Below are 17,447 nucleotides of genomic sequence, written 5' to 3' on the forward strand. Positions count from 1 at the left end.
GTGCTTCCGTTTGGCTGGCTGGGCGGCCCCGCTCGACGACAAGGGCGCAAACGTGCCAAAGGTCGAGTCTAACGGGGTGCGAGGACGCGGATGAGCCCGTGGGCGGGCCGGGCGGCCGATGATCTCGTCAGGCGAGATAGGCCGGGGCACCCACGGGCAGGATAAATCGGAACTCGGCGCCGCCCCGGGGGCCGCGCCCGACGGTGATGGTGCCGCCGTGGGCCTCGACGATGCCCTTGACGATGTAGAGGCCCAGGCCGGTGCCCCCGCGCTTGCTCCCCCGCCAGAAGCGGGTGAAGACGCGTCCCATCGACTCTTCGGGGATGCCGGGGCCTTCGTCGCTCACGGTGACCGCCGTTCCCTTCTCTCCGTCGGTGGTGGCGCGGGTGGGTGCCACCTCGATGGTGACGGTTCCCTCGCCGTGGCGCACCGCATTTTCGAGGAGGTTGCCGAGGACCTGGTCGACCTTGTCGGGGTCGGCCCACAGGTCGGGCAGCTGCGGCCGTACGCGGACGAAGAAGCGGTCGGGCGACTGGCCGCCGGCGGTGAGGGCCTGGATGTGGCGGCCGACGGCGGCGGCGATGTCGACGGGCTGGCGGCGGACCTCCAGGCGGCCGGAGTCGATCCGGGAGATGTCGAGGAGTTCGGCGATGAGCCGGGTGACGCGGTTGGCGTCGGCGTCGACGGTCTCCAGCATGAGCCGCTTCTGGTCGTCGGTGAACCGCTCCCACTTGGCGAGCAGGGTCGCCGTGAAGCCCTTGACGGAGGTCAGGGGCGAGCGCAGCTCGTGGGCGACCGTGGCGATCAGCTCGGCGTGGCTGCGTTCGGTACGCCGCCGGGCCTCGGTGCCGCGCAGCGAGACGACGACACGGCGCACGGGCCCGGTGGGGTGCTCGCGGACGTAGCGGGCGGAGACGAGGATCTCGCGGCCGCCGGGGAGGAGCAGGTTGCGCTCGGGCTGGCCGCGGCGGGTGGCGAGTCCGCCGTACGGGTCGGTGAGGGTCCACCAGCGGCGGCCCTTGAGGTCCTCCAGGGGCAGGACCTGCTCCAGGGGGGCGCCGATGGCCTCGTCACGGGGGACGGAGGTGAGGCGGGCCGCGGCGGCGTTGAAGCAGACGACGCGGCCGGTGGCGTCGGCGACGACGAGACCGTCGGGCAGATCGTCGGGGTCGACGCAGGTCCGGGCGCCGTGCTCGGAGGCACGCGGCTCGGAGCCCCGCCCGTCTGTGGACCTGTCCGTGCCGACCGTCATCCCCGTCCCCACCCCTCCGTGTTGCGCAGTGGGCCCCCCGAGCCCGTCACCCTACTAGGTGGAGGTGACGGAGTGGACCCCCTCAGGCGGTGGTGCGGGGGCGCTGGGCCCGTGCGGAGGCGTACAGGCACACCGCGGCGGCGGTCGCGAGGTTGAGGCTCTCGGCCTTGCCGTGGATCGGGACGCGGACGACGGCGTCGGCGAGGGCGCGGGTCTCCTCGGGCAGACCCCAGGCCTCGTTGCCGAAGATCCAGGCGGTGGGCCCGCCCATGGTGCCGGCGTCCAGTTCGTCGTCGAGGTCGTCCTCACCGGCCCCGTCGGCGGCCAGGATGCGGACGCCCGCGCTCTTCAGACCGGCGACGGCCTGCTCGACCGGGACGCCGACGGCGACCGGGAGGTGGAAGAGGGAGCCGACGGAGGCGCGGACGGACTTGGGGTTGTAGAGGTCGACGGAGGCGTCGGTGAGGACGACCGCGTCGGCTCCGGCGGCGTCAGCGCAGCGCAGGACGGTGCCGGCGTTCCCGGGGTCGCGGACGTGGGCGAGGACGGCGACCAGTTTGGGCCTGGCGGCCAGGATCTCCTCGAACGGCGAGTCGAGGAAGCGGCAGACGCCGACCAGGCCCTGGGGGGTGACGGTCTGGGAGACCTCGGCGAGGACCGCGTCGGAGGCGTGGTGGACGCGGGCTCCGGCCTCGCGGGCCGCGTCGACGATGCCGGCGTACCGCTCGGCGGCCTCGACGGTGGTGAAGAGCTCGACGAGGGTGGGCTCGCCCGCGCCGCCGCGGTGTTCGACGGCCTCGCGGACGGCCTGCGGGCCCTCGGCGATGAAGAGGCGGTCCTTGCCCCGGAAGTTGCGCTTGGCGAGCCGCCGGGCGGCGACGACGCGCGGCGAACGCGGGGAGATCAGCTCGGGGGTGCCCATGGGGTCGGCGGCTCTCTTTTCGTCCGTACGAGAGGGGTGCGAGGCGGGGTGCGGCGGCCGGCGGCGGTCCGGGACGCGGGCTCAGCGGGCCCGGGCGGGCCCGGCGCTCCCGGAACGCGCCGGACCCGCAGGCGCGGGGCCTGCGGGTCCGGGCGGAAGTACTGCGGCCTGGAAGATCAGGCGGCGGCCTTCGGGGCGTTGACGTCGGCCGGCAGAGCCTTCTGCGCGACCTCGACCAGCGCGGCGAACGCGTTGGCGTCGTTGACGGCCAGCTCGGCGAGGATCTTGCGGTCCACCTCGATGTTGGCGGCCTTCAGACCCTGGATGAGGCGGTTGTACGTCATGCCGTTCTGGCGGGCAGCGGCGTTGATGCGCTGGATCCACAGCTGACGGAAGTCGCCCTTGCGCTTCTTGCGGTCGTTGTAGTTGTAGACCAGCGAGTGGGTGACCTGCTCCTTGGCCTTGCGGTACAGGCGCGAACGCTGACCGCGGTAGCCGGAGGCCGCCTCGAGGATCGCCCGGCGCTTCTTGTGGGCGTTGACTGCCCGCTTGACGCGTGCCACTTGTTAACTCCTTGTAGCGGGGCCGTGGTTGGACTCACACGACCCGGAAACGAATGGGGCCCGGACTGGGCCGGTGGCTCCCGGTCACCGGGAGCCGGAGATCAGTCAGATGCCCAGCATCTTCTTGATCTTGGCCGCGTCGCCCGGGGCCATCTCGGCGTTGCCGGTGAGGCGGCGCGTCAGCTTGGACGACTTGTGCTCGAGCAGGTGGCGCTTGCCGGCGCGCTCGCGCAGCACCTTGCCGGAGCCGGTGATCTTGAAGCGCTTCTTGGCACCGGAGTGCGTCTTGTTCTTCGGCATCGCGCCGTATCTCCTCGTCAGTGGCGCTCCCCCCGGTGCGGGCACCGGACGACCGGGAGCGTCAATTCTTGGTGTGGTGGTTCCGGGCGAAGCCCGGGGCTGCCTGGCGGGCAGCCCCTCGGGTCACGCCTCGGGGTTCTCGGCCGGGGCCTCGGCGGAAGCCTCGACCACGGTCTCCTCGGCCGGAGCCTCGGCGGACTCGTCGGACGAAACGCCCTGACGCTCCGCCTTGCGCGCGGCCTGAGCCTCGCGCGCCTCGGCCATGGCCTCGGTCTTCTTCTTGTGGGGGCCGAGAACCATGATCATGTTCCGGCCGTCCTGCTTCGGGTTGGACTCGATGAAGCCAAGCTCCTCGACGTCCGAAGCCAGTCGCTGCAGCAGACGGAAGCCAAGCTCCGGGCGGGACTGCTCACGACCACGGAACATGATCGTGATCTTGACCTTGTCGCCCTGCTTGAGGAACCGGACGACGTGACCCTTTTTGGTGTCGTAGTCGTGCGGGTCGATCTTCGGCCGGAGCTTCATCTCCTTGATGACCGTGTGCGCCTGGTTCTTGCGCGCCTCACGGGCCTTCATGGCCGACTCGTACTTGAACTTCCCGTAGTCCATGAGCTTGCACACGGGCGGACGGGCGGTCGCCGCGACCTCGACCAGGTCGAGGTCGTACTCCTGTGCGAGCTCCAGGGCCTTGGCAAGCGGAACAATCCCGACCTGCTCGCCGCTGGGTCCGACAAGTCGCACCTCGGGAACGCGAATCCTGTCGTTGATGCGGGGCTCGGCGCTGATGGATCCTCCTCGGTAGCACCACGCGACCGCCTGGCGGACGGACGCGCATGTCTGTTTCTGTGAGACCAACCGCGCCGGAACGTGAAAAACGCCCCGGACGGGACACAGGCGGGGCTCCGCGAAAATACCGGAGCACCGCCGCGGTCAACCGCGGGGCGCACATCGGGCGGCTCCATCGTCCGTACGGAACGATGGGCGCCACCTGACCGGTGACCCGCCGCCCGCGAGGGCGGCCAGGTGGGAAGTCGGAGCCTCCACTTGTGGGCCGGGCACACACGTGTCCGGCCGGTCGTTACACAAGGTTAGCACCGACCGGGGCGGTTTGCTAACGGAGGACCGGGACCGCTCCCCCGCCCGCCGCGGCTTATCGTGTGGGGCATGAGCGAAACGCCCCACACCGAGTCCGCGGACTCCCCCGACTTCGACGCCATGACCCGCGACATCGCGGAGGTCCCGGCCGTCGAGGTGATCGTGACGGTCGCCGTCAACCTGATGAGCGCCGCCGCGGTGAAGCTCGGGCTCACCGAGGAGGGCGAGGAGCACAAGGACCTCGACGAGGCCCGCAAGCTGATCCACGCGCTGGCGGGTCTGCTGGACGCCGGCGCGACGGAGATCAGCTCGTTCCACGCGGCGCCGCTGCGGGACGGTCTGAAGTCCCTGCAGCTCGCCTTCCGCGAGGCCTCTTTCGTCCCGGACGAGCCGGGCCAGGGCCCGGGCGAGAAGTACACCGGTCCGGTGTACGGCTGAGTCCACCGCTCGATCCAGGGCCCGCCGGTGGCGGGCCGCACCGCTCCGCCACTGTGCGGCGGAAAGCCACGCCGAGGGGCGGGCGCCGGTTCCGGCCGGCGCCCGCCCCTCCGTCGTCCGCGCGCTCAGTCCGCGTGGGCGCTGACGTAGAAGGGCTCGCCGGGCGGCGTGGCCGTGGCGGGCAGGAGCGCCAGGTCGAGGCCGCGTACGAGGCGGGCTCTGAGCGTCTCGTCGGCGGCGAGCAGCCGGGCGACCCGCTGGGCGGCTTCCGCCGGGGCCGCGTCCGGCGCCAGGACGAGGGCGAGGGTGCCGTCGGCGCTGCCGGGGCCGAGGTGGGCGCGCAGGACGGCGGGCTCGGCGGCGACGGCGGCGCGCACCGCCTCCCGTACCGCCGGGTCGTCCAGCGGGTCCGCGCTCCGGCGGCCTTCCGCGAGGGCGAGCAGGGCCGGGCCGGTCACCTGGTACGGCACGGGCCCCGCCAGGTCCAGGACGAGGGTGTCCGCCTTCTCGTGGGCGAGGGCCTGGAGCGCCTGGTGGAGGGGGACGGCGACGGGGCGGGCGGCCGGGTCCCAGAGGGCGAGCGCGGCGAGGGAGGTGAAGGCGGGGAGCGCGCGCCGGTCACCCGCGGTCAGCGTCGGCACGGCCATGTCGCTGGTCTTCTCGCGGCGCAGACCCGTCTCGGGGTCCTCCTCGACCTCGCCGAGGACGGCCACGACGGGCACGAGCAGGCGCGCGTCCCGGAGCGCCTCCAGGACGGGGCCGTGCGCGGTTCTGTCCGCCGCCCAGGCGGCCAGGGCCTGCGAGAGCCGCGGGTCGGCGGTGCCGTCGTCGTCGGAGAAACCGGGGTCAGGGATGTTCTTGAGCGCCACGCGACGAGCCTAGCCGCCGCGGTCGGGGGGTCGTTCCCCGGCCGGGGAACGGGAGCGCCTGCCGGTCCGGTCCGCGAGCCGGGCGGGGCGGTCGGGCCCGGGAGCGCCTGCGGTCCGGTCCGCGAGCCGGGCGGGGCGGTCGGGTCGGGGATCGCCTGTCGGCCGGGTCCGCGAGCCGGGCGGGGCGGGGCGGTCGGGCCGGGTGTCTCGGCGCGGGACCGTCAGCGGGGCGGGCGGGGGTCGGTGAGGCCGGTGCGCCAGAGGACGGCCGCGGCCACGAGCAGCAGCACGCCGACGCCGCCGGCGACGGGGGCGAGCAGGCCGGTCGGTTCGCCGTCGTCGGCGGCGGGGCTCGGCCCGGGGCCGAAATAGCGCCCGCCGAAGCCGGCGGCGGCGTTCTTGGGGTCGGCGCCCCGGAGTGCGGCCCCGGCCTCGATGGCGGCGGCGGGGTCGACCGTCCCGTACCCCTTGGCGTCGCTGCGGCCTGCCTTGGGCCGGTTGCGGGCGGTGTCCGTGAGGAGCTTCTTGACCTGGGCCGGGGTCAGGTCGGGGTGGGCGGAGCGGACGAGCGCCACGGCGCCGGAGACGAACGCGGCGGCGGCGCTGGTGCCCCAGCCCTGGTAGTAGCGGCGGTCGGGGTCGGCCATGACGATGTCGACGCCGGGCGCGCTGACGGTGGCGTACCAGCGGCTGGTGGAGAAGGAGGCGTGGGTGCCGTAGCGGTCGACGGCGGTGACGGCGATGACGCCGGGGTAGGCCGCCGGGAAGGAGATGTGGTCGCCCTTCTCGCCGCCGTTGCCGGCCGAGGCCACGACGGAGACGCCCTTGGCGAGGGCGTACTGCACGGCGGCGTCCTCGCCGGCGTCGGGGTGCGCGGACTCGGAGTCGTCGCCGAGGGAGAGGTTGATGACGTCGGCGCCGTGGTCGACCGCCCAGCGGATGCCTTCGGCGAGGGCGGTCCCCCGGGACTTGCGGGCCTTGTCGCGGGCCTTGTCGGTGCCTTCGAGGATGACCCGGACAGGCAGGATCCGCGCCTGGGGCGCGACGCCGAGGACGCCGTCCTGGCGGTCGGGGCCGTGGCCGTGCCCGGCGATGATGCCGGCCATGGCGGTGCCGTGGCGGGCCCAGGCGCGGTCGCCTTCCCGGGCGCCGAAGCCGATGAGGTCGGTGCCGGTGAGGACCGAGCCGGCGAGGTCGGGGTGGTCGGCGTCGACGCCGGTGTCCAGGACGGCGACGGTGACGCGCTCGCCCCGGGTGGTGCGCCACGCCTCCTCGGTGTGCAGCGCCTCCAGGCCCCACTGCTGCCCGCGGATGGTGTCGGCGTGGGCGGGTGCGGCGGTGGCGGGGAGGACCGCGAACGCGGCGGCGAGGAGGGCCGCGGCGGTGGCGCGCGCGCGGGTACGGCGCCGGACGGGGCTCCGGGTGGGGCGTGCGGTCACCGGTCGTCGTCCTTCTGGGCGGCCGCGGCGACGGTCGCGCGCAGGCCGCGCTCGATGCCGTCGGCGACACCCTTGGCCTCGTGGCCGAGGCCGGCCTGGGCGGGGGCGGTGGTCCGGTCGGCCGCCATGGCCTCGGCGGCGGGCTCGGGGCTGACCGGGCGGCCGTCGGCGAACCCGGAGACCGAGAAGACGACGACGGGGAGGTCGGGCAGGGCGCGCGTCCACCAGCTGGCGCGCTGTCCGGCGCCGAAGCGCTCGGCGACCGTGCCGGGGGCGGAGAGCGGCGGGGGCGCGTCGTCGCCGATCAGGGGCCCGTCGAGGGAGCGCATGGTGGCGGGGTCGGCCGGGGTGAACGCCAGGCCGACGGTGATGACGCTGGTGGCGGTCGCGTCGGTGTAGGTGGCGCGCAGGACGCGGTCGCAGCCGGGGGGCCGCAGGGCGGTGAGGACGCTGGCGGGCAGGACGGCGGGCGTGCAGGGGCTGTCGGGGGCGACGACGACACGCGTCCAGGAGCGGGCGGCGTCCCCGGGTCCGGCTTTCGGGCCGGCGAGGGTACGGGGGAAGAGGGTGTCCACCGGGGCGTTGTGCCAGAGGGCCCTGGCCTGCGAGAAGCCGGGGGGTTCGGGGGGCTCGCCCACATGGCCGGCGGCGAGGACGGTCCCGGCGACGGCGCCGCCGGTCAGTCCCAGTCCGACGACGAGGCACACCCCGGCCGCGATCAGGCGTCCGGTCCGGCGCTCCTGGACGGGACGGAGCCGCGTGGTCGTCTCGGCGGGCGTCTCGGGCGGCACGGTGTACGCCTGGTAGGCGCCGTACGTCCCGTAGGCCTGCCGGGACCGCCCGGCGGCCGCGGCCCATGTCGCCTGCGCCGCCGCTTCGGTCCCCGTCTCCGGTCGGGAGCCGGCCCGGTCGCCGTGCGCGGGGTCGGTGTGCGGGCCCCTCGGCGGGGCCGGGCGGCGCGGGTCGCCGGTGGCGGGGGCGGTCAGGGGGTGGCCGGCGCGCCGGGGCGCGGGTACGGAGCCGTTGGCCGGGGCCGTACGCGGGTCCCGGCCGGTGTCGCGGATCGGGCGCAGCCGGGCGGTCGTCTCGACGGAGGGGGCCTCGGCGGGGCGGGGCGGTATGCCGCGGGCGTCGCCGCCGGCGGCCGGGGGCCCGGCGGGGCGGGGCGGCACGGGGGCGTCCGGGGCGGCCGTCGCGGGGCGTGCGGCGCCTGCCGGGACGGGGGCGCCGGGCGCCGGAGCCTGCGCGGACCGGTTCGGCGCGGGGGCCGGGGCGGACGTGCCCGGCACGGAGGGAGCGGCGGACCGGCTCGGCGCCGGGGCGGCGGACGTGCCCGGTGCGGGGGTGCTCGGGGCGGGGGGCGTCTGGGGGAGCAGCGCCTCGGTGATCCGGGACCTGGGAGGGTGCGCGTCGGTGGTCATACCCGTCCCCCTGGTCGTTCTGGCAATGGCCGTCACTCTACGGGCTGTTCCCCCCTGCACGGGAACCGAGGGGCTACCCTGCCGTAAACCTGTCTGGCAAGCTCGGCCCATGACTCCCCGCGCCGCCGACCGGGCCCGGTACGACCGGGCCACCGCCCATCTCGACGCGCCCGTGGCGATCGTCGATCTGGAGGCGTTCGACGCCAATGCCGAGGATCTCGTCCGGCGGGCCGGCGGCAAGCCGATCCGGGTGGCGAGCAAGTCCGTGCGGTGCCGGGCGCTGCTGGAGCGGGTCCTGGCGCGCGAGGGCTTCGCCGGGATCATGTCGTACACCCTCGACGAGTCGCTGTGGCTCGCCCGCGCCGGGTTCGACGACGTGCTGCTCGCCTATCCGTCCGCCGACCGGACCGCGTTCGGCGAGCTGGCGAACGACCCCAAGCTCGCCGCCGCCGTCACCGTCATGGTCGACGATCCGGCGCAGCTCGACCTGGTCGACCACGCCCGCGCGGGCGGCGAGGAGGAGATCCGGGTCTGTCTGGAGCTCGACACCTCCCTCCGGCTGTTCGGCGGGCGGATCCGGGTCGGGGCCCTGCGCTCCCCCCTGCGCGAGCCCGCCCAGCTGGCCGAGCTGGCCCGGTCGGTGGCCCGCCGTCCGGGCTTCCGGCTGGTCGGGATCATGGCGTACGAAGGTCATGTCGCCGGGGTCGGGGACGCGGTCGCGGGGCGGCCGCTGCGCTCCCGGGCGATCCGGCTGATGCAGTCCGCCGCCCGCAGGGAGCTGGCGGAGCGGCGGGCCGCCGTGGTCCGTGCCGTGCGGGCGGTCGCGCCGGACCTGGAGTTCGTCAACGGCGGCGGGACGGGCAGCGTGCAGCACACGGCGGCCGAGGAGGCGGTGACCGAGATCGCCGCCGGGTCGGGGCTCTTCGTGCCGCGCCTCTTCGACAACTACACGTCCTTCTCCGGCCGCCCCGCCGCCCTCTTCGCCCAGCCGGTGGTGCGCCGCCCGGGCGTCGGCGTGGTGACCGTGCTCGGCGGCGGCTACCCCGCGTCCGGCGCGGCGGGGCCGGACCGGCTGCCCGTCCCGTACCTTCCGGAGGGGCTGCGGTACGACCCGCAGGAGGGGCCGGGCGAGGTGCAGACCCCGCTGCTCGGCTCCCCCGCCGACGATCTGCTCATCGGCGACAAGGTGTGGTTCCGGCACGCGAAGGCCGGTGAGCTGTGCGAGCGGTTCGACAGCCTGCGGCTGGTCGAGGGCGACCGGGTCACGGCGACCGTACCGACGTACCGGGGCGAGGGCCGCACGTTCCTCTAGAAGGTGTCCGCCGTACGTTCCTCTAGGACGCGTCCGCGGGGGTGTCAGGAGCCCGGGGTGATCGGGGCGCCCACGCCTCCGTTGGTCGTGCTGCCGAGGGGGAGGATCCCGCGCACGATCTCGTCCATCGCGGCGAGCGGCGGCCCGGCGGGCCCCGCGTCGAAGGCGAAGCGGACCAGGACCGGGGACTCGCTGCCCAGCGGGGAGGGGAAGGCCACGGACTGGACGTAGGCGCCGGGGCCCTTGCCGGTGGTGACCTGCCAGCGCACCAGGTAGCCGGTGCGGCCGGCGACGACGGTGGGGCGGGCGGCGACCTGCCGGTGGGAGACGATCCCGCCGTAGGGGTGGTTGCCGTAGACGTCGTCCTCGAGGAAGGCGTCCGCGGCCAGGGCGATGTCCTCCTTGGCGAGGGCCTCCGGGGTGGCGGCGTCCGTGCCCGACGCCGTGCGGGAGTCGACCGTGCCTCGGCGGCAGTCGACGCTGGGCGCGCCGGGGCAGGTGTAGGTGCCGGCGGTCGTGACCGTCGGCATGCCGCCGGCGGTGTACCGCGGCTTCTCCCATCCCTTGATGACGGGGAGGCTGATGCCGTTGAGCTGGTCGACGACCCGCGTCGGGTCCTCGTCCTCGTCGTCGGTCGCCGGGCCGCTGGAGGAGGTGGTGGTGGGCGCGGCCGAGGTGGTCGTCGGGGGCGCCGGGGGCGGTCCCGCCTTCTCCGGGTCCTCCTCGTCGCCGCCGAGGACGACGCCCACGACCACGCTCGCCGCGACGGCGGCGACCGCCACCGCGCCGAACACGACCGCCCGGCCCCGTCGTGCGGGTGCGGGAGCGACGACCGGCATCGGAGCGGTGACCGGCAGGGGCCGGGTGTGGGCGCTCCAGGTCGTACCGTCCCACCAGCGTTCGACGGAGGGCGTGGTCGGGTCCGGGTACCAGCCGGGAGGGGTCGTCATGCTCATCCGGCCACCCTAGAGGTCGTGTTCGAGGGGCCGTACACGGAGTCCTGCCGGGCCGGGGTGCACCGTTGTGCGTACGGGACAGCCGGGCGTCGGACGCCCGCCTGTCCCGTCGGCAAGACATCCCCTAGAGCGGGGTGACGTACGCGCCCGAGATGCCGCCGTCGACGAGGAAGTCGGTGGCGTTGACGAACGACGAGTCGTCGCTGGCGAGGAAGGCGACGGCGGCCGCGATCTCCTCGGCCTCGGCGAACCGGCCCACCGGGATGTGCACGAGGCGGCGCGCGGCGCGCTCCGGGTCCTTGGCGAACAGCTCCCGCAGGAGCGGGGTGTTGACGGGCCCGGGGCAGAGCGCGTTGACCCGGATGCCCTCGCGGGCGAACTGCACGCCCAGCTCGCGGGACATGGCGAGCACGCCGCCCTTGGAGGCGGTGTACGAGATCTGGCTGGTGGCGGCGCCCATGACGGCGACGAAGGAGGCGGTGTTGATGATCGAGCCCCGGCCCTGCCGCCGCATGTAGGGCAGGGCGGCCTTGCAGCAGAGGTAGACGGAGGTGAGGTTGACGTCCTGGACGCGCTTCCATGCCTCCAGGCCGGTGGTGAGGATGGAGTCGTCGTCGGGCGGCGAGATGCCCGCGTTGTTGAAGGCGATGTCGACGGAGCCGTAGGTGTCGAAGGCGGCCTTGAAGAGCGCCTCGACTTGCTCGGGGTCGGTGACGTCGACCTGGACGAAAGTGCCGCCGACCTCCTCGGCGGCGGCCTTGCCCGCGGTCTCGTCGATGTCGCCGCAGACGACGTGGGCGCCCTCGGAGGCGAGGCGGCGGGCGGCGGCGAGGCCGATGCCGCTGCCGGCCCCGGTGATGACGGCGGTACGGCCGACGAGGCGCCGGCAGACGATCGGGTCGGTCATGGGGTTCAGGCCTCCGTGCTTTCCGTGCTGATGAAGACGTTCTTGGTCTCGGTGAAGGCGGTGAGGGCGTCGGGGCCCAGTTCACGGCCGAGGCCGGACTGCCGGTAGCCGCCGAACGGGGTCCAGTAGCGGACGCTGGAGTGGGAGTTGACGGACAGGTTGCCGGCCCGGACGCCCCGGGAGACGCGCAGCGCGCGGCCGACGTCCCGGGTCCAGATCGAGCCGGACAGGCCGTACTCGGTGGCGTTGGCGAGCCGGATCGCGTCGGCCTCGTCCTCGAAGGGCAGGACGACGGCGACGGGGCCGAAGACCTCCTCGACGGCGCAGGGGGCGTCCTCGGGGACACCGGTGAGGACGGTCGGCGGGAACCAGAAGCCGGGGCCCTCGGGCGCCGTGCCGCGGAGGGCGGGCGCGGAGTCGGGGACGTACCCCCGTACGCGCTCCAGTTGGGCGCGGGAGATGAGCGGGCCCATCTGGGTCTTCTCGTCGGAGGGGTCGCCGACGACGATCTTCTCGATCGCGGGGGCGAGCAGGTCGAGGAAGCGGTCGTGGACGGAGCGCTGGACGAGGATGCGGCTGCGGGCGCAGCAGTCCTGTCCGCTGTTGTCGAGGAAGGACATCGGCGCCGCCGCCACCGCCGCTTCGAGGTCGGCGTCGGCGAAGACGATGTTGGGGCTCTTGCCGCCGAGTTCGAGCGTCACGCGCTTCACCTGGTCGGCGCACTTCGCCATGATCGATTTGCCGACGCGCGTCGAGCCGGTGAAGACGATCTTGGCGACGCCCGGGTGTCCGACGAGCGCGTCGCCCGCGACGGCCCCCTCGCCCGGCAGGACCTGGAAGAGCCCCGCGGGGAGCCCGGCCTCCAGGGCGAGTTCGGCGAGCCGGAGCGCGGTGAGCGGGGTGGTCTCGGCGGGCTTCAGGATCACGGCGTTGCCGGCGGCGAGGGCGGGGGCGGTGGCCCAGGCGGCGATCGGCATGGGGAAGTTCCAGGGCGCGATCACGCCGACGACGCCGAGGGGTTCGAGGAGGGTGAGGTCGATCCCGCCGGCGACGGGGATCTGGCGGCCGTTGAGCCGCTCCACTCCCCCGGCCGCGTAGTCGAGCAGGTCGCGGACGTTGCCGGCCTCCCAGCGGGCGTTGCCGAGGGTGTGGCCGGCCTCGCGGACTTCGAGGAGGGCCAGCTCCTCGGTGTGGGCGTCGACGACGGAGGCGAAGCGGCGCAGCAGCCGGGCCCGGTCGGCGGGGGCCGCGGCGGCCCAGCCGCGCTGGGCTTCGGCGGCCCGGGTGACGGCCGCGTCGACGTCTTCGGCGGTGGCGGCCGGGACGGTCGCGACGACCTCTTCGGTCGCCGGGTTCAGGACAAGCAGTTCGTGCGGCAACTCGTTCCTCACATGCGTTCGAAGGAGCGGCGCAGTTCCCAGTCGGTCACCGCGGCGTCGTACGCGTCGAGTTCGACGCGGGCCATGTTGCGGTAGTGGGCGACGACCTCGTCGCCGAATGCGGCCTTGGCGATGGGGCTGGTCTCCCAGAGTTCGGCGGCCTCGCGCAGGGTGGTGGGGACGTGCGCGTAGTCGGCGGTGTAGGCGTTGCCGTCGCAGGCCGGGGGCAGTTCCAGGCGCTGCTCGATGCCGTACAGGCCGGCGGCGACGAGGCCGGCGACGGCGAGGTGGGGATTGACGTCTCCGCCGGGGAGGCGGTTCTCGAAGCGGATCGAGCGGCCGTGGCCGACGACGCGCAGGGAGCAGGTGCGGTTGTCGACGCCCCAGGCGACGGCGGTGGGGGCGAAGGAGCCGGGCTGGAAGCGTTTGTAGGAGTTGATGTGGGGGGCGTAGAGGAGGGAGAAGTCGCGCAGGGCGGCGAGCTGTCCGGCGAGGAAGTACCGCATGACGTCCGACATGCCGCCGGGCCCGTCCCCGGCCATCGCGTTCCGCCCGTCCGCGTCCTGGAGCGAGAGGTGGATGTGGCAGGAGTTGCCCTCGCGCTCGTTGTACTTCGCCATGAAGGTGAGCGAGACGCCTTCCTGGGCGGCGATCTCCTTGGCGCCCGTCTTGTAGACGGCGTGCTGGTCGCAGGTGACGAGGGCTTCGTCGTAGCGGAAGACGATCTCGTGCTGGCCGGGGTTGCACTCGCCCTTGGCGGACTCGACGGTCAGCCCGGCAGCCGCCATCTCGTTGCGGATGCGGCGCAGCAGGGGCTCGACGCGGCCGGTGCCGAGGACGGAGTAGTCGATGTTGTACTGGTTGACCGGGGTCAGCCCGCGGTAGTTCGCGTCCCAGGCCTGCTCGTAGGTGTCCTTGAAGACGATGAACTCCAGCTCCGTGCCGACGTGCGCGGTGAAGCCGTGTTCGGCGAGCCGCTCCAGCTGGCGGCGGAGGATCTGGCGGGGCGCGGCGACGACGGGTGAGCCGTCGTTCCAGGCGAGGTCGGCGATGAGCATCGCCGTACCCTCGTTCCAGGGGACGCGGCGCAGGGTGGCGAGGTCGGGGATCATGGCGAAGTCGCCGTAGCCGCGGTCCCAGGAGGACATCTCGTATCCGTCGACCGTGTTCATCTCGGTGTCGACGGCCAGGAGATAGTTGCAGCCCTCGGTGCCGTGGTCGAGGACGTCGTCGAGGAAGAACGGTGCGGCGAACCGCTTGCCCTGGAGCCGCCCCTGCATGTCGGGGAAGGCCAGGACGACTGTGTCGATCTCACCGCTCGCGACGAGGGCACGCAGCTCCTCGACGGAGAGCGGGGCTTTGCGGTCTGCCACGGGATTACTCCTCCTTCGGCCAGCCGGGAGCCATAAGGTATTGCCGAAGACCATTGCTTGGGAAGGGGAAACCGCGACGTGGCGAAGATCGGTGGGGAGACGGACGCGGCCTCGGCCGCGGTGGCGCACGTGCCGGACCGGCTGACGCCCGTGCTGCGGCCGGTGCGGGCGGGCAACGGATTCGAGGAGGCGCTGGAGCAGATCCTCCAAGTGGTACGGCTCGGGCTGGTGCCCGGCGGGGAGCGGCTGCCCGCGGAGCGGGAACTGGCCGACCGGATGGGGATCAGCCGGGTCACCCTGCGCGAGGTCCTGAAGGTGCTCCAGGAACAGGGGCTGGTGGAGAGCCGGCGGGGACGGTACGGCGGAACGTTCGTGCTGCACCGGCCGCAGACGGGGGGCGAGGACGAGCTGCGCCGCCGGATCGCCTCCGTCGACGTCGAGGACACCCTGCGCTTCCGCGAGGTCCTGGAGGTCGGCGCGGCGGGGCTGTGCGCGGCGCACGGGCTGACGAGCGAGGGCGCGGAGCGGCTGCGCGCGGCCCTGGCGGCCACGCACGACGCCCCCCTGGCCGACTACCGCCGCCAGGACACCCTGCTCCATCTCACCCTGGCCGAGCTGTCCGGGTCGGCGACGCTCACCGCGCAGTACGCGGGCGTCCGGGCGGCCGTGAACGACCTGCTCGACTGCATCCCGCTGCTGGTGCGCAACCTGGAGCACTCCCAGCACCAGCACACCGCGCTGGTGGAGGCGGTGCTCGACGGCGACGCGGACGCGGCCCGCGAGGTCATGCGGGAACACTGCGGCGGTACGGCGGCCCTGCTGCGCGGTTTCCTCACCTGAGGGCCCACGGCGGCAGCCGGGGCCGGCGCGGTCCGTCGGCGCGGGGCGTCGGCGTAACCCGAAAGTAACGCACGGGGGTTGCGTTCCCGCCGACCCGGCGCAAAGGTATGGCACCAATCCATTGGGCCCGCTGCGGGGAGCTGACGCTGCCATGACGCTCGAAGACACCACCGGGGACACGACCGGAGCCACGACCGCGCCCGACGACTATCTCGACCGCCGCGCCCTGCGGCGCGGCAGCGCCGGCTGGCTGCTGCTCACCGGACTCGGCGTCGCCTACGTCGTCTCCGGCGACTTCTCCGGCTGGAACATCGGCCTGTCCAAGGGCGGCTTCGGCGGGCTGGCCATCGCCACCGTCCTGATGGGCGCAATGTACGCCTGTCTCGTCTTCGCGCTCGCCGAACTCTCCGCCATCCTGCCCACCGCCGGCGGCGGATACGGCTTCGCCCGGCGTGCCCTCGGCACCTGGGGCGGGTTCCTCACCGGCACCGCGATCCTCATCGAGTACATCCTCGCGCCCGCCGCGATCTCCATCTTCATCGGCGACTACGTCGAATCGCTCGGCCTGTTCGGTCTGGAGTCCGGCTGGCCGGTCTACCTCGCCTGCTTCGCGGTCTTCATCGGGATCCACCTGTGGGGCGTGGGCGAGGCGCTGCGGTTCAGCCTCATCGTGACGGCGATCGCGGTCGCGGCGCTCGTCGTCTTCGCGCTGGGCGCGCTGAGCGGCTTCCACGTCGACGGACTGAACGACATCCCGGTCGACGGCGAGGCGTTCGGCGCCAACTCCTGGCTGCCGTTCGGACTCCTGGGGATCTGGGCGGCCTTCCCCTTCGGCATGTGGTTCTTCCTCGGCGTGGAGGGCGTGCCGCTGGCGGCGGAGGAGGCCAAGGACCCGGTCCGCTCCATGCCGAGGGCGCTCGCGATCTCGATGGGCGTCCTGGTGCTGCTCGCCGTGGTGACCTTCTTCGCCGCGACGGGGGCCCGGGGCTCGGCCGCCATCCAGGAGGCGGGCAACCCGCTCGTGGTGGCCCTCCAGGGCGACGGGGAGCCGACGGCGCTCAGCCGGTTCGTGAACTACGCCGGGCTCGCGGGGCTCGTGGCCTCGTTCTTCTCCCTCATCTACGCCGGTTCGCGGCAGCTCTTCGCCCTCTCCCGGGCCGGCTACCTGCCCCGCTTCCTGTCGCTGACCAGCCGCCGCAAGTCGCCGTACCTGGGCCTGCTCATCCCCGGCGCGATCGGCTTCGCGCTCGCGGCGGGCACCGGGAACGGGGCGCGGATGCTGAACATCGCGGTGTTCGGCGCCACCATCTCGTACGCCCTGATGGCGCTCTCGCACATCGTGCTGCGCCGCCGGGAACCGCAGCTGCACCGGCCGTACCGCACCCCGGGCGGCGTCCTGACCTCGTCGGTGGCGTTCGTGCTCGCCCTGTCGGCGCTGGTGGCCACCTTCCTCGTCGACAAGGACGCGGCCTTCATCGCCCTCGGGGTGTACGTGATCGCCCTCGCCTACTTCGCGTTCTACAGTCGGCACCATCTGGTGGCGAAGGCGCCGGAGGAGGAGTTCGCGGCGCTGGCGGCGGCCGAGGCCGAACTCGAACGCGACTGAAGTACCGTCCCCTACCGCAGGAGTGTCCCCCGTGCCCAAGCCGCTCATCGGCGTGACCACCTATCTCGACCCGGCCCGCTGGGGAGTGTGGGAGATGCCGGCAGCGCTGCTCCCCGCGCAGTACCCGCGCCTGGTCCAGGCGAGCGGCGGTCTCGCGACGATGCTCCCGCCGGACGATCCATCGGCGGCTGCGGGGGTCGTGGCCCGGCTCGACGGCGTGGTGGTGGCGGGCGGCGCGGACGTCGAGCCGGTACGGTACGGGGCCGCGCCCGACCCGCGTACCGGACCGCCGGCCCGGGCCAGGGACGCCTGGGAACTGGCCCTGATCGAGGCGGCGCTCGCCTCGGGGACGCCGCTGCTGGGCATCTGCCGGGGCATGCAGCTGCTGAACGTGGCGCTCGGCGGCACGCTGGTGCAGCACCTCGACGGCCATGTGGAGGCGGTCGGCGTGATCGGCCACCACGCGGTCAAGCCGGTCCCGGGGACCCGCTACGCCTCCCTGGTGCCCGAGCTGACGTCCGTCCCGACCTACCACCACCAGGCGGTGGACCGCCTCGGCGACGGCCTGATCCCGTCGGCGTACGCGGAGGACGGCACGGTCGAGGCGGTGGAGCTCCCGGAGCCGGCGTGGGCCCTCGGCGTCCAGTGGCACCCGGAGATGGGCGAGGACCTCCGGGTCATGCGCGGCTTGATCACGGCGTCGAGCGCCGGGGGTGTGATGTGGGGCGGGGAGGCGAGCTCCCGGACCCGCTGAGGAGCGCGGCCTGATCACGGC

Annotated in this window: 17 protein-coding genes; 5 read left to right on the forward strand and 12 right to left on the reverse strand. The window is 73.9% G+C overall.

From position 1 onward, the window contains the following. Nucleotides 1-127: 127 nt before the first annotated feature. From ACZ6RC_RS25170 to infC, 5 genes are all read right to left on the reverse strand, one after another. Nucleotides 128-1,252 (reverse strand): sensor histidine kinase, encoded by a 1,125-nt coding sequence (locus tag ACZ6RC_RS25170; RefSeq protein WP_469587144.1) that lies wholly within the window; start codon nucleotides 1,250-1,252, stop codon nucleotides 128-130. An 82-nt stretch (nucleotides 1,253-1,334) separates the two neighbouring features. Next, complete coding sequence (locus ACZ6RC_RS25175) at nucleotides 1,335-2,174, reverse strand: TrmH family RNA methyltransferase (RefSeq protein ID WP_391144856.1); 840 nt, start codon at nucleotides 2,172-2,174, stop codon at nucleotides 1,335-1,337. A 176-nt stretch (nucleotides 2,175-2,350) separates the two neighbouring features. Continuing rightward, nucleotides 2,351-2,737: a 50S ribosomal protein L20 gene (gene rplT / locus ACZ6RC_RS25180; RefSeq protein WP_125652405.1), complete on the reverse strand. Its 387-nt coding sequence runs from the start codon at nucleotides 2,735-2,737 to the stop codon at nucleotides 2,351-2,353. A 105-nt stretch (nucleotides 2,738-2,842) separates the two neighbouring features. Further along, a complete protein-coding gene (rpmI, locus tag ACZ6RC_RS25185; RefSeq protein WP_019884943.1) occupies nucleotides 2,843-3,037 on the reverse strand; it encodes a 50S ribosomal protein L35 in 195 nt (64 codons plus the stop codon). A 123-nt stretch (nucleotides 3,038-3,160) separates the two neighbouring features. Beyond that, complete coding sequence (infC, locus tag ACZ6RC_RS25190) at nucleotides 3,161-3,892, reverse strand: translation initiation factor IF-3 (protein ID WP_391144854.1); 732 nt, start codon at nucleotides 3,890-3,892, stop codon at nucleotides 3,161-3,163. A 309-nt stretch (nucleotides 3,893-4,201) separates the two neighbouring features. Between infC and ACZ6RC_RS25195 the strand changes: the two genes are divergently transcribed. Continuing rightward, nucleotides 4,202-4,570: a DUF1844 domain-containing protein gene (locus tag ACZ6RC_RS25195; protein ID WP_365719564.1), complete on the forward strand. Its 369-nt coding sequence runs from the start codon at nucleotides 4,202-4,204 to the stop codon at nucleotides 4,568-4,570. A gap of 125 nt (nucleotides 4,571-4,695) precedes the next feature. On the opposite strand, the gene ACZ6RC_RS25200 is transcribed toward ACZ6RC_RS25195, so the two are convergent. From ACZ6RC_RS25200 to ACZ6RC_RS25210, 3 genes are all read right to left on the reverse strand, one after another. Further along, entirely contained in the window at nucleotides 4,696-5,439 is a 744-nt protein-coding gene (locus ACZ6RC_RS25200; RefSeq protein ID WP_469587150.1) for an SseB family protein, read from the reverse strand. 221 nt (nucleotides 5,440-5,660) lie between these two features. Then, complete coding sequence (gene mycP / locus ACZ6RC_RS25205; RefSeq protein ID WP_469587154.1) at nucleotides 5,661-6,878, reverse strand: type VII secretion-associated serine protease mycosin; 1,218 nt, start codon at nucleotides 6,876-6,878, stop codon at nucleotides 5,661-5,663. After that, nucleotides 6,875-8,299 (reverse strand): hypothetical protein, encoded by a 1,425-nt coding sequence (locus ACZ6RC_RS25210; protein ID WP_469587157.1) that lies wholly within the window; start codon nucleotides 8,297-8,299, stop codon nucleotides 6,875-6,877. Before ACZ6RC_RS25210 ends, mycP begins: the two co-directional genes overlap by 4 nt. Before the next feature lie 109 nt (nucleotides 8,300-8,408). On the opposite strand from ACZ6RC_RS25210, the gene ACZ6RC_RS25215 reads away from it, so the two are divergent. Next, nucleotides 8,409-9,611, forward strand: a complete 1,203-nt coding sequence (locus ACZ6RC_RS25215) for an amino acid deaminase/aldolase (protein ID WP_469587160.1) — start codon at nucleotides 8,409-8,411, stop codon at nucleotides 9,609-9,611. Between the two features lie 44 nt (nucleotides 9,612-9,655). On the opposite strand, the gene ACZ6RC_RS25220 is transcribed toward ACZ6RC_RS25215, so the two are convergent. From ACZ6RC_RS25220 to ACZ6RC_RS25235, 4 genes are all read right to left on the reverse strand, one after another. After that, nucleotides 9,656-10,567 (reverse strand): DUF2510 domain-containing protein, encoded by a 912-nt coding sequence (locus ACZ6RC_RS25220; RefSeq protein WP_469587163.1) that lies wholly within the window; start codon nucleotides 10,565-10,567, stop codon nucleotides 9,656-9,658. 124 nt (nucleotides 10,568-10,691) lie between these two features. Continuing rightward, complete coding sequence (locus tag ACZ6RC_RS25225) at nucleotides 10,692-11,474, reverse strand: 3-oxoacyl-ACP reductase (RefSeq protein ID WP_453618202.1); 783 nt, start codon at nucleotides 11,472-11,474, stop codon at nucleotides 10,692-10,694. Between the two features lie 5 nt (nucleotides 11,475-11,479). Beyond that, nucleotides 11,480-12,853 carry an aldehyde dehydrogenase family protein gene (locus ACZ6RC_RS25230; protein WP_469587167.1) on the reverse strand — a complete coding sequence of 458 codons (1,374 nt, stop codon included), beginning with the start codon at nucleotides 12,851-12,853 and terminating at the stop codon, nucleotides 11,480-11,482. An 8-nt stretch (nucleotides 12,854-12,861) separates the two neighbouring features. Continuing rightward, nucleotides 12,862-14,226: a glutamine synthetase family protein gene (locus ACZ6RC_RS25235; RefSeq protein WP_453618204.1), complete on the reverse strand. Its 1,365-nt coding sequence runs from the start codon at nucleotides 14,224-14,226 to the stop codon at nucleotides 12,862-12,864. Between the two features lie 78 nt (nucleotides 14,227-14,304). On the opposite strand from ACZ6RC_RS25235, the gene ACZ6RC_RS25240 reads away from it, so the two are divergent. From ACZ6RC_RS25240 to ACZ6RC_RS25250, 3 genes are all read left to right on the forward strand, one after another. Continuing rightward, on the forward strand, nucleotides 14,305-15,066 hold the full coding sequence (locus ACZ6RC_RS25240) for a FadR/GntR family transcriptional regulator (protein WP_391144827.1): 762 nt from the start codon (nucleotides 14,305-14,307) through the stop codon (nucleotides 15,064-15,066). 151 nt (nucleotides 15,067-15,217) lie between these two features. Then, nucleotides 15,218-16,672: an ethanolamine permease gene (gene eat, locus ACZ6RC_RS25245; RefSeq protein ID WP_453618207.1), complete on the forward strand. Its 1,455-nt coding sequence runs from the start codon at nucleotides 15,218-15,220 to the stop codon at nucleotides 16,670-16,672. A 31-nt stretch (nucleotides 16,673-16,703) separates the two neighbouring features. Next, complete coding sequence (locus ACZ6RC_RS25250) at nucleotides 16,704-17,426, forward strand: gamma-glutamyl-gamma-aminobutyrate hydrolase family protein (protein ID WP_469587174.1); 723 nt, start codon at nucleotides 16,704-16,706, stop codon at nucleotides 17,424-17,426. The last annotated feature ends 21 nt before the right edge of the window (nucleotides 17,427-17,447 follow it).

It is taken from the genome of Streptomyces sp. NPDC048353 (assembly GCF_055587165.1).

Bases quoted from the DNA above. Each gene is read 5' to 3' on its own strand.
- ACZ6RC_RS25175 (WP_391144856.1), bottom strand. From the start codon at position 2,174: ATGGGCACCCCCGAGCTGATCTCCCCGCGTTCGCCGCGCGTCGTCGCC.
- ACZ6RC_RS25195 (WP_365719564.1), top strand. From the start codon at position 4,202: ATGAGCGAAACGCCCCACACCGAGTCCGCGGACTCCCCCGACTTCGAC.
- ACZ6RC_RS25220 (WP_469587163.1), bottom strand. From the start codon at position 10,567: ATGAGCATGACGACCCCTCCCGGCTGGTACCCGGACCCGACCACGCCC.
- eat (WP_453618207.1), top strand. From the start codon at position 15,218: ATGACGCTCGAAGACACCACCGGGGACACGACCGGAGCCACGACCGCG.
- ACZ6RC_RS25225 (WP_453618202.1), bottom strand. From the start codon at position 11,474: ATGACCGACCCGATCGTCTGCCGGCGCCTCGTCGGCCGTACCGCCGTC.
- ACZ6RC_RS25215 (WP_469587160.1), top strand. From the start codon at position 8,409: ATGACTCCCCGCGCCGCCGACCGGGCCCGGTACGACCGGGCCACCGCC.
- ACZ6RC_RS25210 (WP_469587157.1), bottom strand. From the start codon at position 8,299: ATGACCACCGACGCGCACCCTCCCAGGTCCCGGATCACCGAGGCGCTG.
- rpmI (WP_019884943.1), bottom strand. From the start codon at position 3,037: ATGCCGAAGAACAAGACGCACTCCGGTGCCAAGAAGCGCTTCAAGATC.
- ACZ6RC_RS25170 (WP_469587144.1), bottom strand. From the start codon at position 1,252: ATGACGGTCGGCACGGACAGGTCCACAGACGGGCGGGGCTCCGAGCCG.